Genomic DNA, 21,175 nt, shown 5'->3' with positions numbered 1-21,175 from the left:
CTTCGCTGGTATCCGCACAGCGTGTCTTCCTCCGGAGAGACGGCCGCCCCGCGCGCGGCGGCCAGGCGGGAGCAGAGCGGATCCATGGTGGCCGAGTCCAACTCCACACCGCGGCCGGCGGGCGACGGGACCGCGCCGGGCGACCACCCGACGGGTGTGGCCGCCCTGGTCCGGCTCGCCCCCGTCCTGGTCGACCGGGCCGGGCGGATCGCGTACTGGGGGCGGGCCGCCGAGGAGCTGTTCGGCCACCGCGCCGAGGTCGCCCACGACCGCCCGGCCTCCGGCCTGCTGCCCGCCCTGGACTCCCGGATGCTCGAACGCTGCTCGGTGCGCCGCCCCTGCGACGCCTTCGACACCCTCGCCGAGCGGACCGCCGACGGCCGCCCCTGGGCGGGCCGACTGACCGTCACCGACCGCGAGGAGCACCAGCGCGACGTGCTCTGGTGGGCCTACCCGCTGCCCGGCCCGTCCGGCGGCCTGCTGGCCCTGGCCGCCGACGCCCGCCCGCTGCGCTCCGCCGGGCCGCGGCTCGCGCTCGGCGAGCGGCTGCTCCCCTTCGCCACCGCGCCCGGTGTCCGGGGCGGCTTCCACGCCCTGGCCCCGGCGCTCGCCCCGGCCGGCCCGGTGCCCGAGCCGCTCGCCCGGCTGCTGCCCGCCGCCCGCCGAGCGGCCCTGCTGGCCGCGCTGGAGCACGGCGGCCTGCCCGCCCTGCGGCTGGACCCGGCCACCGTGCTGCCGGTGCTGCCCGCCGACGCCCCCACCGGTACGGCGCAGGCGGCCGCCGGGCTCGGCCGCCGCTATCCGACGCCCCAGCAGCGCGCCGCCCGGGTCGGCCCGCCGCCGCAGCCCGAGCAGGGCGCCCCCGGCCGCCGGCCGCCCGGCCCGCTGCCCGTCCAGCGCGAGGCCGCCGAGCCCGCCGTCCCCTCCCCCGCCCGGCCGGTGGCCGCGGTCGGCGGCGGCGCGCCCACGGGCCCGTCCGTCCCGTCCCCCTTCTGCGGGCGGGAGGTGCCCCCGCCCGCCGCGGGAGCCGTCGAACCGCCCGCCGACGGCCGTCCGCCGCGCGGCGCCGCCCGCCGGGCCCCGACCGCCGCCGTCCCGGTCCCCGCCCCGGCCGGCGGCGAGGGCCCGGCCGGCGGCCGGCTCGGCCCCTTCCTCACCAACGGGCAGGCCGGCGAGCAGCTGGCCCTGCTGAACGAGGTCGGCGGCAAGGTCGGCACCACGCTGGACCTCGGCTTCACCGCCCACGAGCTGTGCCAGGTGCTGGTCCCCCGGGTCGCCGACTTCGCCTGCGTGGACCTGGTGGACGGGCTGATCGCGGACTCCGAGCTGCCGGCCGCCCGCCCGGACGACGCCACCATGCTGCGCCGGGTCGCCCTGGTCCACAACGAGGGCGGCGGCGCCTGGGACCACGTGCTCTCCGAGGGCTCGCTGGTCAGCATGCCCCGCCGCACCCCGCCCGGGATGGCCCTCCAGCTCAACCAGCCGGTGCTGGTCCCGGTGGTCAGCCCGGACGTCGCGGTCGACTACGCGATCGCGCTCGGCGGCGCCCGGCTGGCCCCGGTGGTCACCGGCCGCTCGATGCTGGTCGTCCCGCTGTCCGCCCGCGGCACCGTCCTGGGCATCCTCAAGCTGCTCCGGCTGCCGGACCGCGCCCCCTTCGACGAGAGCGACGCGGCGACCCTCAAGGAGCTGGCCGTCCGCGCCGCGCTCTCGCTGGACAACGCCCGGCTGCACCGCGCCGAGGCCAGGGTCGCCACCACCCTGCAGCGCTCGATGATCCCGACCCGGCCGCCGCAGATCCCCGGCGTGCAGATCGCCCACCGCTACCTGCCCGGCGACCCCAAGGCCGAGGTCGGCGGCGACTGGTTCGACGCGATCCAGCTGCCCGGCAGCCGGGTCGCCCTGGTGGTCGGCGACGTGATGGGCCACGGCCTGCACTCGGCGGCCGCGATGGGCCGCTTCCGCACCGCCGTGCAGACCCTCGCCGCCCTGGACCTGCCGCCCGGCCAGCTGCTGCGCCACCTGGACAACCTGGCCCACAAGCTGGGCGACGACCACCTCGCGACCTGCCTGTACGCGGTGTACGACCCGATCAACCGGACCTGCGAGCTGGCCAGCGCCGGCCACGTGCCGCCCGTCCTGGTGCACCCCGACGGCAGCGGCGAGCTTTTGGAGATCCCGGCCGGCGCGCCGATCGGCGTCGGCGGGGTGCCGTTCGTCGCCAAGACCATCGACGTCTCGGACGGCTCGATGCTGGTGCTCTGCACCGACGGCCTGGTCGAGGTCCGGGGCGGGGACATAGGAGCCGGCCTGGCCGCGCTCTGCGGCAACCTGATCGACCCCCGGCAGAGCCCCGAGCAGGCCTGCGACGTGGTGCTGCGGCGGCTGCACTCGGACGACCGCAAGGACGACGTCGCCCTGCTGGTGGCCCGCTTCGACGGCGTCGCCCCGTCCGAGGTGGCCACCTGGGACCTCAGGGTGGACCACCGCGAGGTCGGCCGGGCCCGCTCGCTGGTCCGCGAGCAGCTGGCCGGCTGGCACCTGGAGGCGCTCAGCGACACCACCGAACTGCTGGTCAGCGAGCTGGTGACGAACGCCGTCCGGGTCGCCCGGGACACCGTGAAGCTCCAGCTGATCCGGGTGGACAAGCTGCTGGTCGAGGTCAGCGACGACAACCACAACCTGCCCTCGCTGGAGCCCGCCGAGCAGCTCGGCGAGACCGGCCGCGGCCTCACCCTGGTCACCAAGCTCGCCGAACGCTGGGGCACCGCCCGCAAGGCGGTGGGCAAGGTCGTCTGGTTCGAGCTCCCGCTCCCGCGCGCCTGACGGCCCGCGCAACGCCAGGGCCAGAGAAACGCCGGGGCCAGGGGAGCGCCGGGATCAGGGGATGACGGCCCCCGCCGAGCGGCGCCGCCGGGCCTCCACCGCGACCTCCCGCGAGGCGGCCGCGGCCACCGAGGCGGCGGCGCCGACCCCGGCCAGCACCCTCGGCCAGAAGTCCCCGAAGACCTCGACCGAGACGGCGATCAGCAGCGCGGTGACCACCGCGACGACGTGCTCCAGACCGGCCAGGTTCGGCAGCACGACCGCCTCGCCGATCATCACCGCGACCACCAGCCCGCCGGTGAACCAGGCCCGGCAGCGGAACGCGATGCAGATCGCCAGCGCCACCACCGCGGCCGAGGGCCCGGTGTCCCGCACGTAGGCGACCCACTTCGGGAAGCCGAACACGTGGTGCGGCCCGATCGCCACGCCGAACCGGGCGAACAGCGTGCCCGCCAGGGTGCAGGCGTAGGCGACCAGCAGCGTCATCCGGCGGCCGAGCACGATCTCGGCGATCGCGAAGACCACGAACACCTGGGCCAGCGCCCCCCAGACCGGAAGGTCCAGCGCCGGCACGTACAGGGAGAGCGGGGTCCGCAGCAGCGAGACCTCCAGCGGCAGCGCCGCCCGCACCACCCCGATGTTGTTCACGAAACGCTCGCCGCCCGGCAGGTGCTGGACGACGCTGAACAGCAGGATCAGAAACGTCGCCACGGTGGCCAGCGGAACCGCGGCGAACTTCTTCCGCACCAGTGCGTCCCGGACCGTCGCGTACAACGTTCCCCACTCGGCGACAGCGGCCGAACCGGCGATTGCCAGCGGCCCCTTTCGCACGCCCCCCGCGTGGGTCCTGTGCATCACAACCGATTCTCCGAATCCCCGAACTCTCGTCTACTCCACATTAGAAGCCTCTTGACAAAGCCACATCGGCACGGATGTGGAGCCGGGTCATCCTCTGGGGGGAGGCAATACCCCCATCGGCCCCCCATTTCGACCGGCCGGTCCCCTCCGCCCCCCGACGGAGGGCTACCCCTTCCCGTCCCGGGCCGCCGCCGGGAGCCGGGGCGCCACCACGGCGGTCCGGGCGTGCCGGCGACGGAACAGGGCGGGCAGGCTCGGCGCGACGATGAATCCCTCGGCGCGCGCGCTCGCGATGCCGATCCGCGGAATCTCGCTGCTCTTCTCGAAGAGCAGGTAACGCGGTTCCCAGATCGGCCGGTACTTGGCATTCGCGCGGTACAGCGACTCGATCTGCCACCAGCGCGAGAAGAATCCCAGGATCGATCGCCACAACCGCAGCACCGGTCCGGCGCCGAGGCGCGAACCGCGCTCGAAGACCGAGCGGAACATCGCGAAGTTCAGCGACACCCGCTTCAGCCCGACCTCGTCGGCGCGCTGCAGCAGCTCGATGACCATGAATTCCATCAGGCCGTTCTCGGTGTCCCGGGCCCGGCGCATCAGGTCCAGCGAGAGCCCGTCCGGGCCCCACGGCACGAAGCTCAGCAGCGCCTTGAGCTCGCCCTCCCCGTCGTGGCACTCCAGCATCACGCAGCGGCCGTCGCCCGGGTCCCCGAGCCGGCCGAGCGCCATCGAGAAGCCGCGCTCGGTCGCCCCGTCGCGCCACTCGTCGGCCTTCGCCACCAGCTCGGCCATCTCCGTCTCCGAGATGGCCTCGTGGCGGCGGATCCGCACGGTGTACCCGGCCCGCTTGACCCGGTTGTAGGCCTGCCGGACCACCCGCATCGCGCGGCCGTCCAGCGAGAACTCGTCCAGCTCGACGATCGCCTCGTCGCCCAGCTCCAGCGCGTCCAGCCCGTGCCGGGCGTAGATCACCCCGGCCTCCTCGGAGGCGCCCATCACGGCCGGCGCCCAGGCGTGCTCGCGGGCCTCGGACAGCCAGGCGTCGATCGCGCCCGGCCAGGCCTCCGGGTCGCCGATCGGGTCGCCGGAGGCGAGCGAGACGCCGCCGATCACCCGGTAGGTGACCGCCGCCTTGCCGCTGGGGGAGAAGACCACCGCCTTGTCCCGGCGCAGCGCGAAGTAGCCGAGCGAGTCCCGCTCGCCCTGCTTGTCCAGCAGGCCGCGCAGCTTCGCCTCGTCCTCGACGGTCAGCAGCTCCTTGCCGCGCGGGCTGCGGAAGGCCACGTACAGCACCAGCAGGAACAGCACCGCGCCCATCGCGTTGATCGCGGCGTTCACCCAGGTCGGCGCCGCGATCACCGAGCGCAGGTGCTCGGACGGGGTGATCGTGATCATCCGGCCGACCGAGTACCGGAACAGGTCCCAGAACCCGGCGCCGGACAGCTCGTTGGTCAGCCAGACCAGCAGCGCGCCGACCGCACCGCCGAACGCCAGCCCGCCGACGAAGGTGGCCGCCGCCGTCTTCGGGTTGGAGCTGTCCCCCTTGGACGTGAACTCCTTGCGCCCGATCAGCAGCGCCAGCACGAACAGGCAGGTCAGGACGGTGGAGACGTAGTTGAGCGGGTGCCGGTTGAAGCGCTCGTCCGGCACCACCATGGCCGCCAGGTAGAGCAGCGAGAACATCCCGCCGAGCGCCGTGTTGAAGATCCACGCGGCCCGCTTGCGGCGCCGCATCGCGATCGCGAGGAAGACCGACAGCACCGCGCTGGCCAGGCCGGCGGTCATCAGGTACGGGGTGAAGTACTCGCCCTCGTTGTGCTCGTAGACCTGGTCCCGGAAGGGCACCAGCAGGACCGTCGCCACGTTCAGCAGCGCGATCAGCCGCAGGTACCAGACGGAGGCCGCGGCAGCCCTCGGCCGCCAGCGGTCGAGCGCCCCTTCGGGCCGGGGCCCCTGGGAGGTGGCGGACGGCTCCGACTTCACAGTGGACGACACAGCTCAATTCCAAACGATCAGATGGTGGGGCGCATCCGCAACGGCCCGGCGCCGGGCGCCCGCTCGGGCCCGACGGACTGACCGGTGACCCGCCCGACCACCCGGATCGAGAAGCGGCCGGAAAAGGGTCAGCCAACTCCATGGTTCCTCACGGAACCTGAGAATCGCGTGAACCGGGTAGCGGATTCCGACCCCCGCCGAACGGCGGGGGTCCCCGCCGCCGAACGTTCGGCACCCCGCCCCCGCTGCCCCTACTCTCGAAACGACCCACGCGGACCGCCCCGACCCGGCCGCCCGAACCGAGGAGGCACCATCACCACCACCCGCGTGCTGATCGTCGACGACGAGATCCTGGTCCGCTCGGGCCTCGGCCTGATCGTCGGCTCCGCCGCCGACCTGGAGGTGGTCGGCGACTGCTCCGGCGGGCAGGCCGAGGAACACGTCCAGCGGCTGCGCCCGCACGTGGTGCTGCTCGACATCCGGATGCCCGACCTCGACGGCATCTCGGTGCTGCGCCGCCTGCGCGCCCTGCCCGACCCGCCCGCCGTGGCGATGCTCACCACCTTCGACACCGACGAGTACATCGGCACCGCGCTGCGGGCCGGCGCGGCCGGCTTCCTGCTCAAGGACACCGCCCCGGAGCAGCTGGTGCACGCCGTGCGGGTGCTCGCGGCCGGCGGCAACATCCTCTCCCCGACCGTCACCCGCACCGTGATCGGCGGCTACGTGGACGGCGGCGGCCCGGACGCCGAGGCCACCGCGCTCGCCCGCACCCTCACCGGCCGCGAGCTCGACGTGCTCTCGCTGCTCGGCGAGGGCCTGTCCAACGCCGAGATCGCCGACCGGCTCTTCCTGGGCACCGGCACCGTCAAGGACCACATCAGCGCCATCCTCGGCAAGCTCGGCGCCGCCAACCGCGTCCAGGCCGCCGTGCTGGCCCACCGGGCCGGCCTGGTCCGGCCCAAGCCCGGCGACGGGGCATGACGACCGCGGACCAACTGCCCTCCGGACGGCTGCCGGCCTGGTGCACCGCCCCCTGGCTGATGGTGCTGCTGCCCGTCCTGTACTCCCTGCTGGACGCGGCCCTGGTGGCCCGGGAGGCCGCCTGGTGGCAGGTGGCGCTGTCCACGCTGGCCGCCGTCGCCCTGTTCCTGCGCCGCCGCTTCCCGGTGACGGCGCTGCTGCTGACCATGCCGGGCAGCTGGGTGGACGAGATCTGGCTGGCCCCGATCACGGCCGTCTACTCGGTGGCCGCCGAACGCCAGCGCCCCCGGGTGGTGGTCCCCTGCGGCATCCTGTTCGCCCTGGTCGAGTTCTTCCACTGGCCGCTGCCGGTGGACGTCCTCGACCTCAGCCGCGCCACCGCGCTGGACGCCATCCAGGCCGTGATGCTGGCCGCCGGGCCGGCCGCCACCGGCCTGCTCGCCCGGACCCGCCGGGAGCTGGCCGCCCGGCTGGACGAGCTGACCCGCGGCCAGGAGCGGGAGAGCCGGCTGCTGGCCGAGCGGGTGCTGATCAGCGAGCGCGGCCGGCTGGCCCGGGAGATGCACGACGTGGTCTCGCACCAGGTCAGCCTGATCAGCATCCAGGCGGGCGCGCTCCAGGTGAGCAGCTCCGACCCGGCCGCCGTGACCGCCGCCCGCACCATCCGCGAACTGTCCGTACGGACCCTGGACGAACTGCGGCAGATGGTCGGGGTGCTGCGCGGCACCAGCGGGCTGCCGGACGCCCCGCTGGCCCCCCAGCCGCGGCTGGCCGACCTGCCCCGGCTGATCGGGCAGAGCGGCCTGGCCGCCGACACCGAGCTCGTCCCGGGGGACCGCCCGTGGCCGGAGGCGGTCGAGCGGGCCGCCTACCGCACCGTCCAGGAGGCGCTCACCAACATCACCAAGTACGCCCCGGAGGCGGCGGTGCACGTGCGGGTCCGGGCGAAGGGCCGCCGACTGCGGGTCGAGGTCCGCAACGAGGCGCCGCCGGTGCGTCCGGCCGAGACCCTGCCGGGCGGCGGCCACGGCCTGGTCGGCCTGCGCGAGCGCGCCCAGCTGCTGGGCGGCACCCTGACCGCGGGGCCGACGCCGGACGGCGGCTTCGAGGTCCGCGCCGAACTCCCGGCCGACCGCGGCTGATCCGCCCGCCCCGGCCGTCGGGGCCGGGCCGCGGGGGAGAACGAGAAAGCCCCGCAGATCCGTAGATCTGCGGGGCTTCGCTGTGCGCGAGGGGGGAGTTGAACCCCCACGCCCTTTCGGGCACTGGAACCTGAATCCAGCGCGTCTGCCTATTCCGCCACCCGCGCATGGGTGTTGTCCTCGTTGCCGGCCGATCTTCCGAACCGCTCGGTACCATCGGTACTTCGCACTTCCTGGACCGGCCTCCCTTCCGGGCGGCCCTTCCGACGTGGAAAACATTAGCACGACCCCGGGGGCTGCTCCGAATCCGTTGTCCGGGGCGGCCGACGGCATCCGAACCGATGCCCGACGAACGCCCGTACGGCTGTCGGAAGGGCGCTCCGACGGGCACGCCTGGCGTGCCGTGCCCGACATGCGTCACCCTGTGTGTCCGAGCCCACCCCCGGGCACCACACGGTCCGGGAACCGTACGGAAGGGCCCGGCGTGGATACGATCAGTACGGAAGTACCGCAAGTAGGAGGCGCGACCGGGTCCCGGGCGGGATCCGGCCGGCAGGCAGGCGAACGAACCCTGGAAGGGGGTGCCCCATGGGAGTGCTGAAGAAGTTCGAGCAGCGGCTCGAGGGTCTCGTCAACGGCACCTTCGCCAAGGTGTTCAAGTCCGAGGTCCAGCCCGTGGAGATCGCCGGGGCGCTGCAGCGCGAGTGCGACAACAACGCGAGCATCTGGAACCGCGACCGCACCGTCGTGCCGAACGACTTCATCGTCGAGCTGAGCCCGCACGACCACGAGCGGCTCAGCCCCTACTCCGGACAGCTCGGCACCGAACTGGCCGGCATGGTCCGCGAGTACGCGGAGGCCCAGCGGTACACCTTCATGGGCCCGCTCCAGGTGAACCTGGAGAAGGCCGACGACCTGGACACCGGGCTGTACCGGGTGCGCAGCCGCACCCTCGCCGCCGAGGAGCCCCCGCAGCAGCAGTACGCGCCGCCGCAGCCCGGCTACGACCGGCCGCCGGCCGCTCCGGCGCCCGGCGCACCGTGGCAGCAGACCGGCGCCGGCCAGTACGGCGCGCCCCCGCCGCCGGCCGCGCCCCCCGCGATGCCCCCCGGTCCGCCCGCACCCGCGGGCGGCAACGTCCGCGCCTTCCCGGGCGCCGGCCACGGCGGTGCCGGGATGCGCCGCTGGGTCGAGGTGAACGGCGCCCGGCACCAGATCACCGGCTCGGCCTGCGTGCTCGGCCGCTCCACCGAGGCGGACGTGCGGATCGACGACCCCGGGGTCTCCCGCAAGCACGCCGAGATCCGGCCCGGCACCCCTTCGATGGTGCTCGACCTGGGGTCCACCAACGGCATCGTGGTGGACGGACAGCACACCCAGCGCGCTACGCTCCGCGACGGCTCGCGAATCGTCGTGGGCTCCACCACCATCGTCTACCGGCAGGTCGAAGGGTAGTGTCCGAATTGTTCGCGCGCCTCGCTCACCGACTGGCGGGACGGTCATGTCAGAACTGACCCTCACGGTCATGCGGCTGGGCTTCCTGGCCGTGCTGTGGCTGTTCGTCATCGTCGCGATCCAGGTGATCCGCAGCGACCTGTTCGGCACCAAGGTGAACCCGCGCTCCTCCCGCCGCGGCTCGAACGCCGCGACGGCCGGCGGCGGCTCGGCCACCGCGACCGCCGCACGCGCCGCGGCACCGGCCCAGAGCGGCCCGGCGGCCGGCCAGACCCAGGGCGGCGGGGGGCGCCGCCGCGGCGGCCCGACCCAGCTCGTCGTGGTCCAGGGCTCGCTGGCCGGGACGACGGTGGCGCTCCAGGGCCAGACCATCACGCTCGGCCGCGCGCACGACTCCACCATCGTGCTGGACGACGACTACGCGTCCTCCCGGCATGCCAGGATCTATCCGGATCAGACTGGGCAGTGGACGGTCGAGGATCTAGGCTCCACCAACGGCACCTATCTGGACCGGCAGCGCCTGACCGCGCCCACCCCGCTCCAGCCGGGCATGCCGATCCGTATCGGCAGGACCGTCATCGAACTGCGGAAGTAGTAGCGCATGAGGGACAGCATCCCGTCCATGACCCAGAGGGGGGCACAGGTCGCATGACCCTGGTGCTGCGCTTCGCCGCCGGCTCCCACAAGGGACTGATCCGGGAGGGGAACGAGGACTCCGGCTACGCCGGGCCGCGGCTGCTGGCCGTGGCCGACGGCATGGGCGGTGCCGCGGCCGGCGAGGTCGCTTCCTCCGAGGTGCTCGGCTCGATCGTCCGGCTGGACGAGGACGTGCCGGGCGCCGACCTGCTGACCCTGCTGGGCGACGCCGTCCAGGGCGCCAACGACCGCCTCCGGCAGATGGTCGAGGAGGACCCGCAGCTGGAGGGCATGGGCTGCACCCTGACCGCCATGCTGTGGACGGGCCAGCGGATGGGCCTGGTGCACGTCGGCGACTCCCGCGCCTACCTGCTGCGCGACGGCTCCCTGGTGCAGATCACCCAGGACCACACCTGGGTGCAGCGCCTGGTCGACGAGGGCCGGATCACGCCCGAGGAGGCCGAGACCCACCCGCAGCGCTCGCTGCTGATGCGGGCGCTGGACGGCCGCGGCCAGGTCGAGCCCGACCTGTCGATCCGCGAGGTCAGGGCCGGCGACCGCTACCTGATCTGCTCCGACGGCCTCTCCGGCCCGGTCAGCCACCAGACCCTCCAGGACACCCTGGGCAGCTACTACTCGCCCGAGCAGACCGTGCAGGAGCTGATCCAGCTCGCGCTGCGCGGCGGCGGCCCGGACAACATCACCTGCATCGTGGCGGACGTCATCGACGTCGGCGCCACGGACACCATGAGCGGCCAGTTCAACGACGTCCCGGTGGTGGTCGGCGCGGTCGCCGACGCCCCGCCGTCCTCGGCCGCCGCCGACCGTTCGATCGCCGACACCCCGGCCGGCCGCGCCGCCGGCCTCGGCCGCGGCCCGCAGGGCGCCTTCGGCCCGGCCGAGGGCTACCCGGAGCAGGGCGGCTTCGGCCCCGCCGAGGGCTACGAGGGCGAGTACGCCTCCGGCGAGCCGTCGGTGTACGGCGCCGAGGGGATCGACGGGGAGCGCCCCGCGAAGCGCCGCCGCAAGGGCCTGACGGTCTCGCTGGCCGTCCTGGTCACGCTCGGCCTGCTCGGCGGCGCCGGCTGGTTCGGCTACCAGTGGACCCAGGACCAGTACTACGTCGGCGCCCAGGACGACCACGTCGCGATCTACCAGGGCATCAACCAGAACCTGGCCGGGCTGAGCCTGTCCTCGGTGCACTCCTCGTACAGCCGGATCCAGCTGAAGTGGCTGCCCGAGGACCAGCAGGCGCACGTGCGCAAGACCATCTCGGTCGGCAGCATGAAGGACGCCCAGTCGACGGTCAACGAGCTGGACGGCTGGGTCCAGCTCTGCCAGAAGGTCTCGAAGGCGACCACCCCGGTCACCCCGCCGGCCACCCAGGCGACCCAGGCCGCGTACCAGGCGACGCCCACCCCGACCGAGAAGAACCGCGGCCCGGCCGCGGCGACGCCGTCCGCCGGGCCCTCCACCGCACCGACCACCCCGGCGGCGCCCGTACCGGCACCGACCGCCACCCCTCCGGCGGCGGGCGCGCAGGGCGACCAGCCTCCACTGACCGACGAGGAACTCAGCCGGGCCAACTCCTGCCCGAAGCAGTGACTCCCGTGATCCGACACAGGGCCTGTCTCGGCGGGCTTGCCGGCCGTCTGGGAGCGGTCACCACGTGAGCAGCTACGACCTGAGCCAGGAACCCACCCGGTCCGGCCGGCGGCGGGCGGCGGCCGAACGCGCCGCCCCCCGCCGTCGGGACACCACCACGATCTCCCCGCAGGAGACTCCCAACCGGCGCAACACCGAGCTGGCCCTGCTGGTCTTCGCGGTGCTGCTGCCGGTCCTCGCCTACGCCAACGTCGGCCTGGCGATGGACGGCAGGCTGCCCACCGGCATGCTCGGCTACGGGCTCGGCATGGGCGCCCTGGCCGTCGTCGCGCACCTGCTGGTGCGCCGCTTCGCGCCGTACGCGGACCCGCTGATGCTGCCGATCGCCACCCTGCTCAACGGGCTCGGGGTGGTGATGATCTGGCGGCTCGACAAGGCGGGCAAGCTGCTGCGCGGCAACTACCCGGCGGCCGAGAACCAGCTGATGTGGTCGGGCCTCGGGATCGCCGGCTTCATCGCGGTCATGGTGCTGCTGAAGGACCACCGGGTGCTCCAGCGCTTCACCTACATCTCGATGGTGGTGGCGCTCGTCCTGCTCGCCGCACCGGCCTTCTTCCCGTCCCGGGCGGAGGACTTCGGCGCCAAGATCTGGATCCGGCTGGGCAGCTTCTCCATCCAGCCGGGCGAGTTCGCCAAGATCGTCCTCACGGTGTTCTTCGCCGGCTACCTGATGGTCAAGCGGGACGCCCTGGCCCTGGCCAGCCGCCGGTTCATGGGCCTGTACCTGCCGCGCGGCCGCGACCTCGGCCCGATCATCGTGATCTGGCTGCTCAGCCTGCTGATCCTGATCTTCGAGAACGACCTGGGCACGTCCTTCCTGTTCTTCGGCCTGTTCGTGGTGATGCTCTACGTCGCCACCGAGCGGACCAGCTGGATCCTGTTCGGCCTGCTGATGTCGGTCGGCGGCGCGGTCGCGGTCGCCTCGACCGCCAGCCACGTCAAGGTCCGCATCGACGCCTGGCTCCACCCGATGGCCGCCTTCAGCGCCAACCCGCCGAAGGGCGCCACCGAGCAGATCGGCCAGTCGCTGATGGCGCTCGGCTCCGGCGGGGTCACCGGCTCCGGGCTGGGCCAGGGCCGCTCCTGGCTGATCGCCTTCGCCGCCAAGAGCGACTTCATCCTGGGCTCCTTCGGCGAGGAGCTCGGGCTGACCGGCCTGATGGCGATCTTCCTGCTGTACGCGCTGCTGGTGCAGCGCGGCCTGCGCACCGCGCTCGCCGCCCGGGACCCGTTCGGCAAGCTGTTCGCCGTCGGCCTCTCCTCGGCGATGGCGATCCAGGTGTTCGTCGTGGCCGGCGGTGTCACCGGGCTGATCCCGCTCACCGGTATGACCATGCCGTTCCTCGCCCAGGGCGGTTCGTCCGTGGTCGCCAACTGGGCGCTGGTCGCGATCCTGCTGAAGATCAGCGACAGCGCCCGCCGCCCCGGGGCCGAACCGGCCCCGGCCGCCACCGAGGGCCAGGGAGGACCCGCCCGATGAACAAGCCGATCCGCCGGGTCTCGATCTTCTGCCTCGTCCTGATCCTGGCCCTGATGGTGCGCACCAACTGGGTGCAGGGCGTCCAGGCCGAGTCCTGGGCGACCAACAAGAACAACAAGCGCCAGCTGTACGACCGCTACGCCCACCCGCGCGGCAACATCATCGTCAGCGGCCAGCCGGTCACCAAGTCGGACTTCGTCGACGGGCTGCGCTACAAGTACAAGCGCTCCTGGGTCGACGGCCCGATGTACGCCCCGGTGACCGGCTACTCCTCCCAGGCCTACGGCTCCAACCAGCTGGAGAACCTGGAGGACGGCATCCTCTCCGGGACGGACGACCGGCTGTTCTTCCGCAACACCCTGGACATGCTGACCGGCGAGCAGAAGCGCGGCGGCGACGTCGTCACCACCATCAACGCCAAGGTCCAGAAGGCGGCCTTCGACGCGATGGGCAACAAGAAGGGCGCGGTGGTCGCCCTCGACCCGAAGACCGGTGCGATCCTCGGGCTGGTCTCCACCCCGTCGTACGACCCCGGCACCTTCGCCGGCGGCGAGGCCGCCGACACCAAGGCCTGGACGGACCTCAACGCGGACCCGAACAAGCCGATGCTCAACCGGGCGCTGAAGGAGACCTATCCGCCCGGCTCGACGTTCAAGCTGGTCACCGCGACCGCGGCGTTCGAGAACGGCCGGTACCAGAGCATCGACGACGCCACCGAGACGCCCGAGCCCTACGTCCTGCCCGGCACGACCACCCAGCTGAAGAACGAGAGCCCGAACGAGCGCTGCGAGAACGCGACCGTCAAGTCCGGCATGGACCAGTCCTGCAACACGGTCTTCGCCAAGATGGGCGCGGACCTCGGCAAGGAGCGGATGCGGGCGCAGGCCGAGAAGTTCGGCTTCAACAGCACCATCGACACCCCGGTCCGCTCCGAGAAGAGCGTCTTCCCGGACAGCCCGAGCCTGGACGGCACCGCCCAGGACTCGATCGGCCAGCACGACACCCGCGCCACCCCGCTCCAGATGGCCATGGTCGCGGCGGCGATCGCCAACAACGGCAGCCTGATGCAGCCGTACCTGGTCGACCAGGAGCGCTCGGCCACCCTGACCACCGTCTCCAAGCACACCGAGAAGCAGTTCTCCCAGGCGATGAGCCCGGCCACCGCGCAGAAGATGCAGGACCTGATGGTCTCGGTGGTCGAGAACGGCACCGGCAAGAACGCCCAGATCCCCGGCCTCCAGGTCGGCGGCAAGACGGGCACCGCGCAGCACGGCGAGGACAACGCCGGGCTGCCGTTCGCCTGGTTCACCTCCTGGGCCAAGACCCCGGACGGCCAGTCGGTCGCGGTCGCGGTGGTCGTCGAGGACGGTTCGCAGAACCGCGACGGCATCAGCGGCGGCCGGCTCGCGGCCCCGATCGCCAAGGCGGTGATGCAGGCCGCACTCGGCAAGTAGGAGCGCGGATCCGGGTGAGGGGAACGTCACGATCGACAGTCCCGTCCGGATACCGGTCTGGTATCGGCCGACGGCTGACTCCGGTCCGCTGCGGTCCGACCGGTAGCGTATCCGCCAGCAGCGGGTGTGCCCGTTGCCGCCCGCGAGGCACCGCACGGCCCGGCCGGAGAACCGGTCGCGGACCGCGCGGCGTCACCCAGAGCGTGCGGGGACACCTACGTCACAACCTCACCGGCGGGTGAGGGAGAGGGTCGGAACTATGGAAGAGCCTCGTCGCCTCGGCGGCAGGTACGAGCTCGGCGGCGTCCTCGGACGCGGCGGCATGGCCGAGGTGTACCTCGCCCATGACACCCGACTCGGCCGCTCCGTCGCAGTGAAGACGCTCCGGGCCGACATGGCCAGGGATCCGTCGTTCCAGGCCCGCTTCCGCCGCGAGGCGCAGTCGGCGGCGTCCCTGAACCACCCCGCCATCGTCGCCGTGTACGACACCGGCGAGGACTACATCGACGGCATCTCCATCCCGTACATCGTGATGGAGTACGTCGAGGGGTCCACCCTGCGCGAGCTGCTGCACTCCGGCCGCCGGCTGCTGCCCGAGCGCGCGCTGGAGATGACCATCGGCATCCTCCAGGCCCTGGAGTACTCGCACCGGGCCGGCATCGTGCACCGCGACATCAAGCCGGCCAACGTGATGCTGACCCGGCAGGGCAACGTCAAGGTCATGGACTTCGGCATCGCCCGTGCGATGGGTGACGCCGGAATGACCATGACGCAGACCTCGGCCGTCATCGGCACCGCCCAGTACCTCTCCCCCGAGCAGGCCAAGGGCGAGCAGGTCGACGCCCGCTCCGACCTGTACTCCACCGGCTGCCTGCTCTACGAGCTGCTGACCGTCCGCCCGCCGTTCGTCGGCGACTCGCCGGTCGCGGTGGCGTACCAGCACGTCCGGGAGGAGCCGCAGCCGCCGTCCGTCTTCGACCCCGAGGTGCGCCCCGAGGTCGACGCGATCGTGCTGAAGGCGCTCGCCAAGGAGCGCGACTACCGCTACCAGACCGCCGACGAGATGCGCGACGACATCGAGCGCTTCCTCGACGGCCTGCCGGTGGCCGCCGCCCAGCAGGCCGCGTACGGCATGGGCCCGGCCGGCTACGGCTACGACCAGAACGGCTACCCGCAGCAGCACGACCCGTACGGCCAGACCAACGTGCTGCCGCAGCAGCCCGGCGGCGGCCCGACCACCGTCCTGCCGCAGGCCGCCGGGCAGCCCGGCTACGGGCAGCAGGGCGGCTACCAGGACGACGGCTACGGCCAGGGCTACGCCGGTGCCGCGGGCGGCGGCAACGACGGCTACGAGGACGGCTACGGCCGCGGCGGGGGCCGCCGGGGCGAGGACCCGCCGAAGAAGAGCAACACCTCCTGGATCGTGCTGGCGGTGGCCGCCGTGCTGGTCCTGGTCGGCACCTTCTTCGTCGCCCAGGCGATGTTCGGCAGCAAGGGCGACAAGGAGCCCGCGAAGGTCGCCGCGCCGAACCTGGTCGGCAAGACGCTCGCGGAGGCCAGGACGGCCGCCGCCGGCTCCGGGCCCAAGCTCGTGGTGACCGAGGGCGACAAGATCGCCTGCCCGGACACCAACGTCAAGAAGGACCAGGTCTGCACCCAGAACCCGGCGCCGGGCACCCAGGTCGTCGAGACCTCCACCATCACGGTGCAGGTCTCCTCCGGCCCGGCCAAGGCGCAGGTCCCGAGCGTGGTCGGCAAGCCCAAGGACCAGGCCACCAAGGCGCTCGCCGACCTCGGCTTCACCAACGTCACCACCGAGTACAAGGACGACGACAACGCCGCGCAGGACACCGTGACCGCCCAGGACCCGGCGGCCAACGCGGCCGTCGACCCGAGCACCCCGGTCAAGCTGACGGTGTCGCAGGGCAAGACGAAGGTGTCCGTCCCGAACGTGGTCGGCTCCCAGAAGGAGGACGCCACGGCGACCCTCCAGGGCCTCGGCTTCCAGGTGGACGCCTCGAAGACCGTGCCCGCCCCCGACCCGAGCAAGGTCAACACCGTCGCCTCGCAGTCGGTCCCGGCCAACACCAAGGCCCCGGCCAACACCAAGATCACGCTGACCGTCTACAAGGCGCAGGACAAGCCGCAGGTCCCGCCGCTGCAGAACGTCAAGCTGGGCGACGCCGGGACGCAGCTCCAGAAGCTCGGCCTGACCTACGTCGTGGTCAGCGGTCCCTCGGACCCGAACGCGACCGTGCAGCAGAGCAACCCGCCGGCCGGCACCCAGGTCGACCCGAACACCCAGATCCAGCTCTACACCAAGGCGGCCGAGCCGACCAAAGGGGGCGACCCCACCACCACACCCCCCAAAGGGGACCACTAAGCCTCCGGTATTCCCCTGGTTCGGCTGACCGGGGGGACGAGCAGCACGGAGCACGCCCGAGGGCCCGCCGCAGCGGTTGCGGCGGGCCCTCGGGCGTCTTCCGGTCCTCCCCCCACCCCCGGCGCCTCCCCGGGGCCCGGAGCGGGCGTCAGGGGCGCCGCAGCTCCGGCGGCGGGGTGCGCTGGGCGTCCATCTCGTCCACCCGCACCAGGCTGCCCCAGACGGCCATCCGGTAGCGCGAGGTGTACACCGGGGTGCAGGTGGTCAGGGTGATGTAGCGGCCGGGCCCGGTGTACCCGGAGCGGGCCGGGACGGGCGCCACGATGCCGGTGTCGTACTTGGAGGTCTCGGCGAGGGTGTTGTCGACCTTGTAGACGTACCACTTGTCCCGGGTCTCGACCACGACCGCGTCGCCCCGGTGCACGGCGTCCAGGTCGTGGAACCTGGCACCGTGGCCGTCCCGGTGGGCGGCCAGCGCGAAGTTGCCCTGCTCGTCCCACGGCATCGCCGCCCTGTACGGCTGCTCGTAGACGCCCGCGACACCGTCGTCCAGGACGTCGGTGGAGGTGCCCATCCGGATCAGCACCTGGTAGTCCCGGCCCATCGCCGGGACGTGCAGGAAGCCGACGTCCTCCCCGGCCGCGAACTGCCACGGCGCGGGCGCGGCACCGGGGGTCGCCGGGGCCCCGGACGCACCGGGGGCCGGTGCCGTGCCGGTCGGCGCCGGGGAGCCGGCCTGCGGGCCCGCGGCCCAGCTGCTGCGCAGCCGGTCGCCGGCCGCCGAGGCCGCGGCGTCCGCCTGCACGTTGGTCCACCAGAGGGAGTACGCCACGAACAGGCCGAGCACCAGGCCCAGGGTGATCAGCAGCTCCCCGAACACCCCGAGCGCGGCCAGCGCCCGGCTCCGGCCCTGCCCGGCCCGCGGCTCGGGCGGGGGGAGGGCCTCCTGCCCCGGTACGGCCGACTGCGCGGTCTCGTCCTGCATCTGCGGTGCTCCCCCTCCGGGCCGGACGGCCGGGCGGCTACCCGCCCGTGATCGCGGCCGGCTTGCCCTGGGCACGCGGCCGTTCCTCGATCATCTTGCCAAAGACGATGAGACGGAACTTGGAGGTGAACTCCGGGGTGCAGGTGGTCAGGGTGATGTAGCGGCCCGGACCGGCGTACCCGGCCCCGTTCGGCACCGGCTTGATCACGCTCACGTTGTTCGGGGAGGTCTCCGGGATGCCCCCGGTGACCTCGTAGGTGTAGTAGCCGGCCGCGGTCTCCACCACGATCTTGTCGCCCTTGCCGAGCTCGTTGATGTACCGGAACGGCTCGCCGTGGGTGTTCCGGTGCGCGGCCAGCGCGAAGTTGCCCGCCTTGTCGCCCGGCATCCCGGTCCCGGCGTAGTGGCCGACCAGGCCCTTGTCGAGCACCGCCGACTTCGAGGTGCCCTCGGCGATCGGGAACTTCAGCCCCAGCTTGGGCAGGTAGATGATGGCGAAGCCCTTGTTGGGCTCGAACACCTCGGGCTGGGGCGGGGCCGGGGCCGGCTGGCCCGGCGTGACCGGCGGGGGAGCCGCGTCGAACTGCTGCTCCAGCTGGTTGCGGGCGCCGTCGGCGGCCGCGTCGGCCTGCACGTTGGTCCACCAGAGCTGGTACGCGACGAAGAGCAGCATCACCACGCCGAGCGTGATGCAGAGTTCGCCCACCCCCCGGGCTGCCACCACCAGCACGGACTCCTTCGGGCGCACCCGCCCCGCGGCCCGGCCGGCCGCCCGGCGCCGGCCGCTGCCGGAGCGCAGCGAGGTGCGGCCCTGGGCGGCGCGGCGGCGCTCGGCCCGGCCGCCGGTGGGGGCCGGTTCGGCGGCCGGCGCACCGAGGTCGAGGGGCAGCCGCAGCTGGAGGGTCTGGTCGGGCAGCCAGGGGTACTCGGGCCCGTCCACCAGGGGCTCCTGGGCCTGCTCGTACACGCCCCAGGCGTCCTCGGGCACGGTCTGCACCGGCCGGCCGCCGTACTGCTGCACGGTGCCGTACGGATCCGCCTCCGGCTGGAAGCGCCCGTCCGGACGCAGCGCGGTCACGCCGGTCAGCCCCGGCCGATCACCGGGGCGAGCCCGGCCGACCGGTCGACGGCCTGCGGGTAGCCGCACTCCGCGAGCCAGTTGGCGAGCATCCGGTGGCCGCCCTCGGTGAGCACCGACTCGGGGTGGAACTGCACGCCCTCGACCGGAAGTTCGCGGTGGCGCAGGCCCATGACCACGCCGCTCCCGGTGCGCGCGGTGACCACCAGTTCGGCCGGCACGGTGGCCGGCTCGACGGCGAGCGAGTGGTAGCGGGTCGCCGTCAGCGGCGACGGCAGGCCCGCGAAGACCCCGCCGTCCTCGTGTTCGACCGGCGAGGTCTTGCCGTGCAGCAGTTCGGGCGCCCGGCCGACCACCGCGCCGTAGGCGGCCGCGATCGACTGGAGGCCCAGGCAGACGCCGAAGACCGGCAGCCCGATCCGGGCGCAGTGGTGCACCATCTCGATGCAGACCCCGGCCTCCTCGGGGGCTCCGGGCCCGGGGGAGAGCAGCACCCCGTCGAAGCCCTCCTCGCCGGAGCGGCGGACGGCGTGCTCGACGGTCACCTCGTCGTTGCGCACCACCTCGCAGGTGGCACCGAGCTGGTACAGGTACTGGACCAGGTTGAAGACGAAGCTGTCGTAGTTGTCCACCACCAGGATGCGGGGCGGAGTGGTCGGCCGGGTCGTCATGCGCGCGTGGTCTCCGTGGGGTGCGGTGCGTGAGGGGGGTGCCGGGCCCGCCGGCTCAGCCGGTCGCGGCGCCGTCGCCGCCGTCCACTGTGACGTCGCCGAAGGGGAGCAGCGGTTCCGCCCACGGGAAGACGTAGGTGAAGAGGAGGTAGACGGCCCCCACGACGAGGAGCAGCGAGATGACGGCGCGGACGAGGGTGTTCCCCGGGAGGTGACGCCAGATCCAGCCGTACATGGTGCTCCCTCGACGTAGCGGACTGGGTTAAAGAGTAGACCCGCCGTGTGCGGCCGCGGGGCCGGTCCGCTACTGCTGCCCGCCCGCCGAGCGCAGCTCGGTGGTGCCGGAGTAGCCGGGCAGGGTCAGCTCGCCGCTCTCCTGGACCTTCCAGCCCAGTCCGTACGCCTGGACGTACTGGAGGTAGTTGCGGACCGTCGGGTCCGCCTCGACCGCCGAGCGCAGGGCGTCGGTCCGGCCGACCGCCCTGACCACGTACGGCGGGGAGTAGACCCGGCCCTGGAGCAGCAGGGTGTTGCCGACGCAGCGGACGGCGCTGGTGGAGATCAGCCGCTGGTCCATCACCTGCACGCCCTCGGCACCGCCCCGCCACAGCGCGTTGACCACGGCCTGGATGTCCTGCTGGTGGATGACCAGGTCGTTGACGCCGGGCTCGGGCACCCCGGGGATGCGCGCGGTGGCGTTCGGCGGGGCGTCGTTGAGGGTGACGGTCAGTCCGCCGCCCTGGAGCGGCTCCAGCGCGGCGCCGGAGCGCAGGCCGTCCAACTGGGCGGCGTCGGCGGGGTTGCGGCCCTGCTGCACGGTGAGCTGCTGGGCGCGGTCCTGGAGCTCGGCGAGCTGGGACTGCGCCAGCTGGTTCTGCGCGCTGCGCTGGCGGACCACGTCGCCCAGGCTGAGCAGCGAGTTGTCGGTCCGCAGGTCGGTGCCGCGGGCGGTCTGCGCGCTGATGTAGAAGAGCAGGCCGGCGAGCGCGAAGACGGCGCAGGTCAGGGCACGCCCGACAATTCGGGTGCCGGAGGGGCGGGTACGGGCCGACTCTGGGGGAATCGACAAATTAGTCACCGTACCCTTATCTCCTCAAGACCCGCCGAGCCACTACGCTAACGGACGCCGGTGGCACGTGGCGGAGCGGTCCCAGGACCTCCTCCACCGCCGACCGCGGCCGATTCCACCCGCTGCACCCCGCGCGGTCTCACAGCGCATCGACAGGAGAGCTCCTCGTGCCGAAGTCTCGACTCCGCAAGAAGTCCGACTACACCCCGCCGACGACGGCCGCGGTGAAGATCAGTTCGGGCCGCGGCTGGGTCGCGCCGCTGATGCTCGCGCTGTTCCTGGTCGGCCTGGTGTGGATCGTCACCTACTACGTGACCAGCGGCAGCTACCCGGTCGAGGGCTGGCGGAACTGGAACATCCTGGTGGGCTTCGGCTTCATCGCCGCGGGGTTCGGCGTCTCCACCCAGTGGAAGTGACGGCCCGCCCGTCCTGAGGCTCGGCTCCGAGCCCCTCTCCGCCGTTCCGGGCGCCTCCTGCCGGGACGGCGGTCCGGC

17 protein-coding genes and 1 tRNA gene are annotated in these 21,175 nt (G+C 73.1%); 10 read left to right on the top strand and 8 right to left on the bottom strand.

Going from position 1 to position 21,175, the window contains the following annotated elements; translation table 11 throughout:
- Positions 1-21 precede the first annotated feature (21 nt).
- On the top strand, positions 22-2,826 hold the full coding sequence (locus ACH5AR_RS08235) for a SpoIIE family protein phosphatase (protein ID WP_396300542.1): 2,805 nt from the start codon (positions 22-24) through the stop codon (positions 2,824-2,826).
- Between the two features lie 54 nt (positions 2,827-2,880).
- On the opposite strand, the gene ACH5AR_RS08230 is transcribed toward ACH5AR_RS08235, so the two are convergent.
- Positions 2,881-3,573 carry a hypothetical protein gene (locus tag ACH5AR_RS08230; RefSeq protein ID WP_396300541.1) on the bottom strand — a complete coding sequence of 231 codons (693 nt, stop codon included), beginning with the start codon at positions 3,571-3,573 and terminating at the stop codon, positions 2,881-2,883.
- Between the two features lie 276 nt (positions 3,574-3,849).
- A complete protein-coding gene (locus ACH5AR_RS08225; protein WP_396300540.1) occupies positions 3,850-5,679 on the bottom strand; it encodes a phosphatidylglycerol lysyltransferase domain-containing protein in 1,830 nt (609 codons plus the stop codon).
- 330 nt (positions 5,680-6,009) lie between these two features.
- On the opposite strand from ACH5AR_RS08225, the gene ACH5AR_RS08220 reads away from it, so the two are divergent.
- Together ACH5AR_RS08220 and ACH5AR_RS08215 are read left to right on the top strand one after the other, a co-directional pair.
- Positions 6,010-6,663 carry a response regulator transcription factor gene (locus ACH5AR_RS08220; protein WP_224283230.1) on the top strand — a complete coding sequence of 218 codons (654 nt, stop codon included), beginning with the start codon at positions 6,010-6,012 and terminating at the stop codon, positions 6,661-6,663.
- The gene (locus tag ACH5AR_RS08215) at positions 6,660-7,805 is read left to right on the top strand and encodes a sensor histidine kinase (protein WP_396300539.1); all 1,146 of its coding nucleotides are present in this window, start codon (positions 6,660-6,662) and stop codon (positions 7,803-7,805) included. Before ACH5AR_RS08220 ends, ACH5AR_RS08215 begins: the two co-directional genes overlap by 4 nt.
- An 83-nt stretch (positions 7,806-7,888) precedes the next feature.
- Here the strand turns inward: ACH5AR_RS08215 and ACH5AR_RS08210 are convergent.
- A tRNA-Leu gene (locus tag ACH5AR_RS08210) sits at positions 7,889-7,972 on the bottom strand.
- A gap of 421 nt (positions 7,973-8,393) precedes the next feature.
- Between ACH5AR_RS08210 and ACH5AR_RS08205 the strand changes: the two genes are divergently transcribed.
- The 6 genes from ACH5AR_RS08205 (at position 8,394) to pknB (ending at position 16,878) form a co-directional block, all read left to right on the top strand.
- A complete protein-coding gene (locus ACH5AR_RS08205; RefSeq protein WP_396300538.1) occupies positions 8,394-9,260 on the top strand; it encodes an FhaA domain-containing protein in 867 nt (288 codons plus the stop codon).
- Positions 9,261-9,306: 46 nt separating this feature from the next.
- Entirely contained in the window at positions 9,307-9,855 is a 549-nt protein-coding gene (locus tag ACH5AR_RS08200) for an FHA domain-containing protein (protein WP_396300537.1), read from the top strand.
- A 53-nt stretch (positions 9,856-9,908) separates the two neighbouring features.
- A complete protein-coding gene (locus tag ACH5AR_RS08195) occupies positions 9,909-11,501 on the top strand; it encodes a PP2C family protein-serine/threonine phosphatase (RefSeq protein ID WP_396300536.1) in 1,593 nt (530 codons plus the stop codon).
- Positions 11,502-11,661: 160 nt separating this feature from the next.
- On the top strand, positions 11,662-13,041 hold the full coding sequence (locus ACH5AR_RS08190) for an FtsW/RodA/SpoVE family cell cycle protein (protein WP_396300732.1): 1,380 nt from the start codon (positions 11,662-11,664) through the stop codon (positions 13,039-13,041).
- Positions 13,038-14,495 (top strand): peptidoglycan D,D-transpeptidase FtsI family protein, encoded by a 1,458-nt coding sequence (locus tag ACH5AR_RS08185; protein ID WP_396300535.1) that lies wholly within the window; start codon positions 13,038-13,040, stop codon positions 14,493-14,495. Before ACH5AR_RS08190 ends, ACH5AR_RS08185 begins: the two co-directional genes overlap by 4 nt.
- A gap of 259 nt (positions 14,496-14,754) precedes the next feature.
- On the top strand, positions 14,755-16,878 hold the full coding sequence (gene pknB / locus ACH5AR_RS08180; protein WP_396300534.1) for a Stk1 family PASTA domain-containing Ser/Thr kinase: 2,124 nt from the start codon (positions 14,755-14,757) through the stop codon (positions 16,876-16,878).
- Between the two features lie 148 nt (positions 16,879-17,026).
- On the opposite strand, the gene ACH5AR_RS08175 is transcribed toward pknB, so the two are convergent.
- The 5 genes from ACH5AR_RS08175 to ACH5AR_RS08155 all read right to left on the bottom strand — a co-directional run bounded on the left by ACH5AR_RS08175 (position 17,027) and on the right by ACH5AR_RS08155 (position 20,681).
- The gene (locus tag ACH5AR_RS08175; protein WP_396300533.1) at positions 17,027-17,863 is read right to left on the bottom strand and encodes a class E sortase; all 837 of its coding nucleotides are present in this window, start codon (positions 17,861-17,863) and stop codon (positions 17,027-17,029) included.
- A 37-nt stretch (positions 17,864-17,900) separates the two neighbouring features.
- On the bottom strand, positions 17,901-18,941 hold the full coding sequence (locus ACH5AR_RS08170) for a class E sortase (RefSeq protein WP_396300532.1): 1,041 nt from the start codon (positions 18,939-18,941) through the stop codon (positions 17,901-17,903).
- Between the two features lie 5 nt (positions 18,942-18,946).
- Complete coding sequence (locus ACH5AR_RS08165; protein ID WP_396300531.1) at positions 18,947-19,612, bottom strand: aminodeoxychorismate/anthranilate synthase component II; 666 nt, start codon at positions 19,610-19,612, stop codon at positions 18,947-18,949.
- Between the two features lie 55 nt (positions 19,613-19,667).
- On the bottom strand, positions 19,668-19,847 hold the full coding sequence (locus ACH5AR_RS08160) for a hypothetical protein (protein ID WP_396300530.1): 180 nt from the start codon (positions 19,845-19,847) through the stop codon (positions 19,668-19,670).
- Between the two features lie 69 nt (positions 19,848-19,916).
- On the bottom strand, positions 19,917-20,681 hold the full coding sequence (locus tag ACH5AR_RS08155; protein WP_396300529.1) for a DUF881 domain-containing protein: 765 nt from the start codon (positions 20,679-20,681) through the stop codon (positions 19,917-19,919).
- Between the two features lie 167 nt (positions 20,682-20,848).
- On the opposite strand from ACH5AR_RS08155, the gene crgA reads away from it, so the two are divergent.
- Positions 20,849-21,097: a cell division protein CrgA gene (gene crgA, locus ACH5AR_RS08150; RefSeq protein ID WP_396300528.1), complete on the top strand. Its 249-nt coding sequence runs from the start codon at positions 20,849-20,851 to the stop codon at positions 21,095-21,097.
- Positions 21,098-21,175: the final 78 nt, after the last annotated feature.

The organism is Kitasatospora sp. NPDC018619, assembly GCF_044391605.1.
GTDB lineage: Bacteria > Actinomycetota > Actinomycetes > Streptomycetales > Streptomycetaceae > Kitasatospora.
This window is presented reverse-complemented; position numbering and strand designations above follow the sequence as displayed.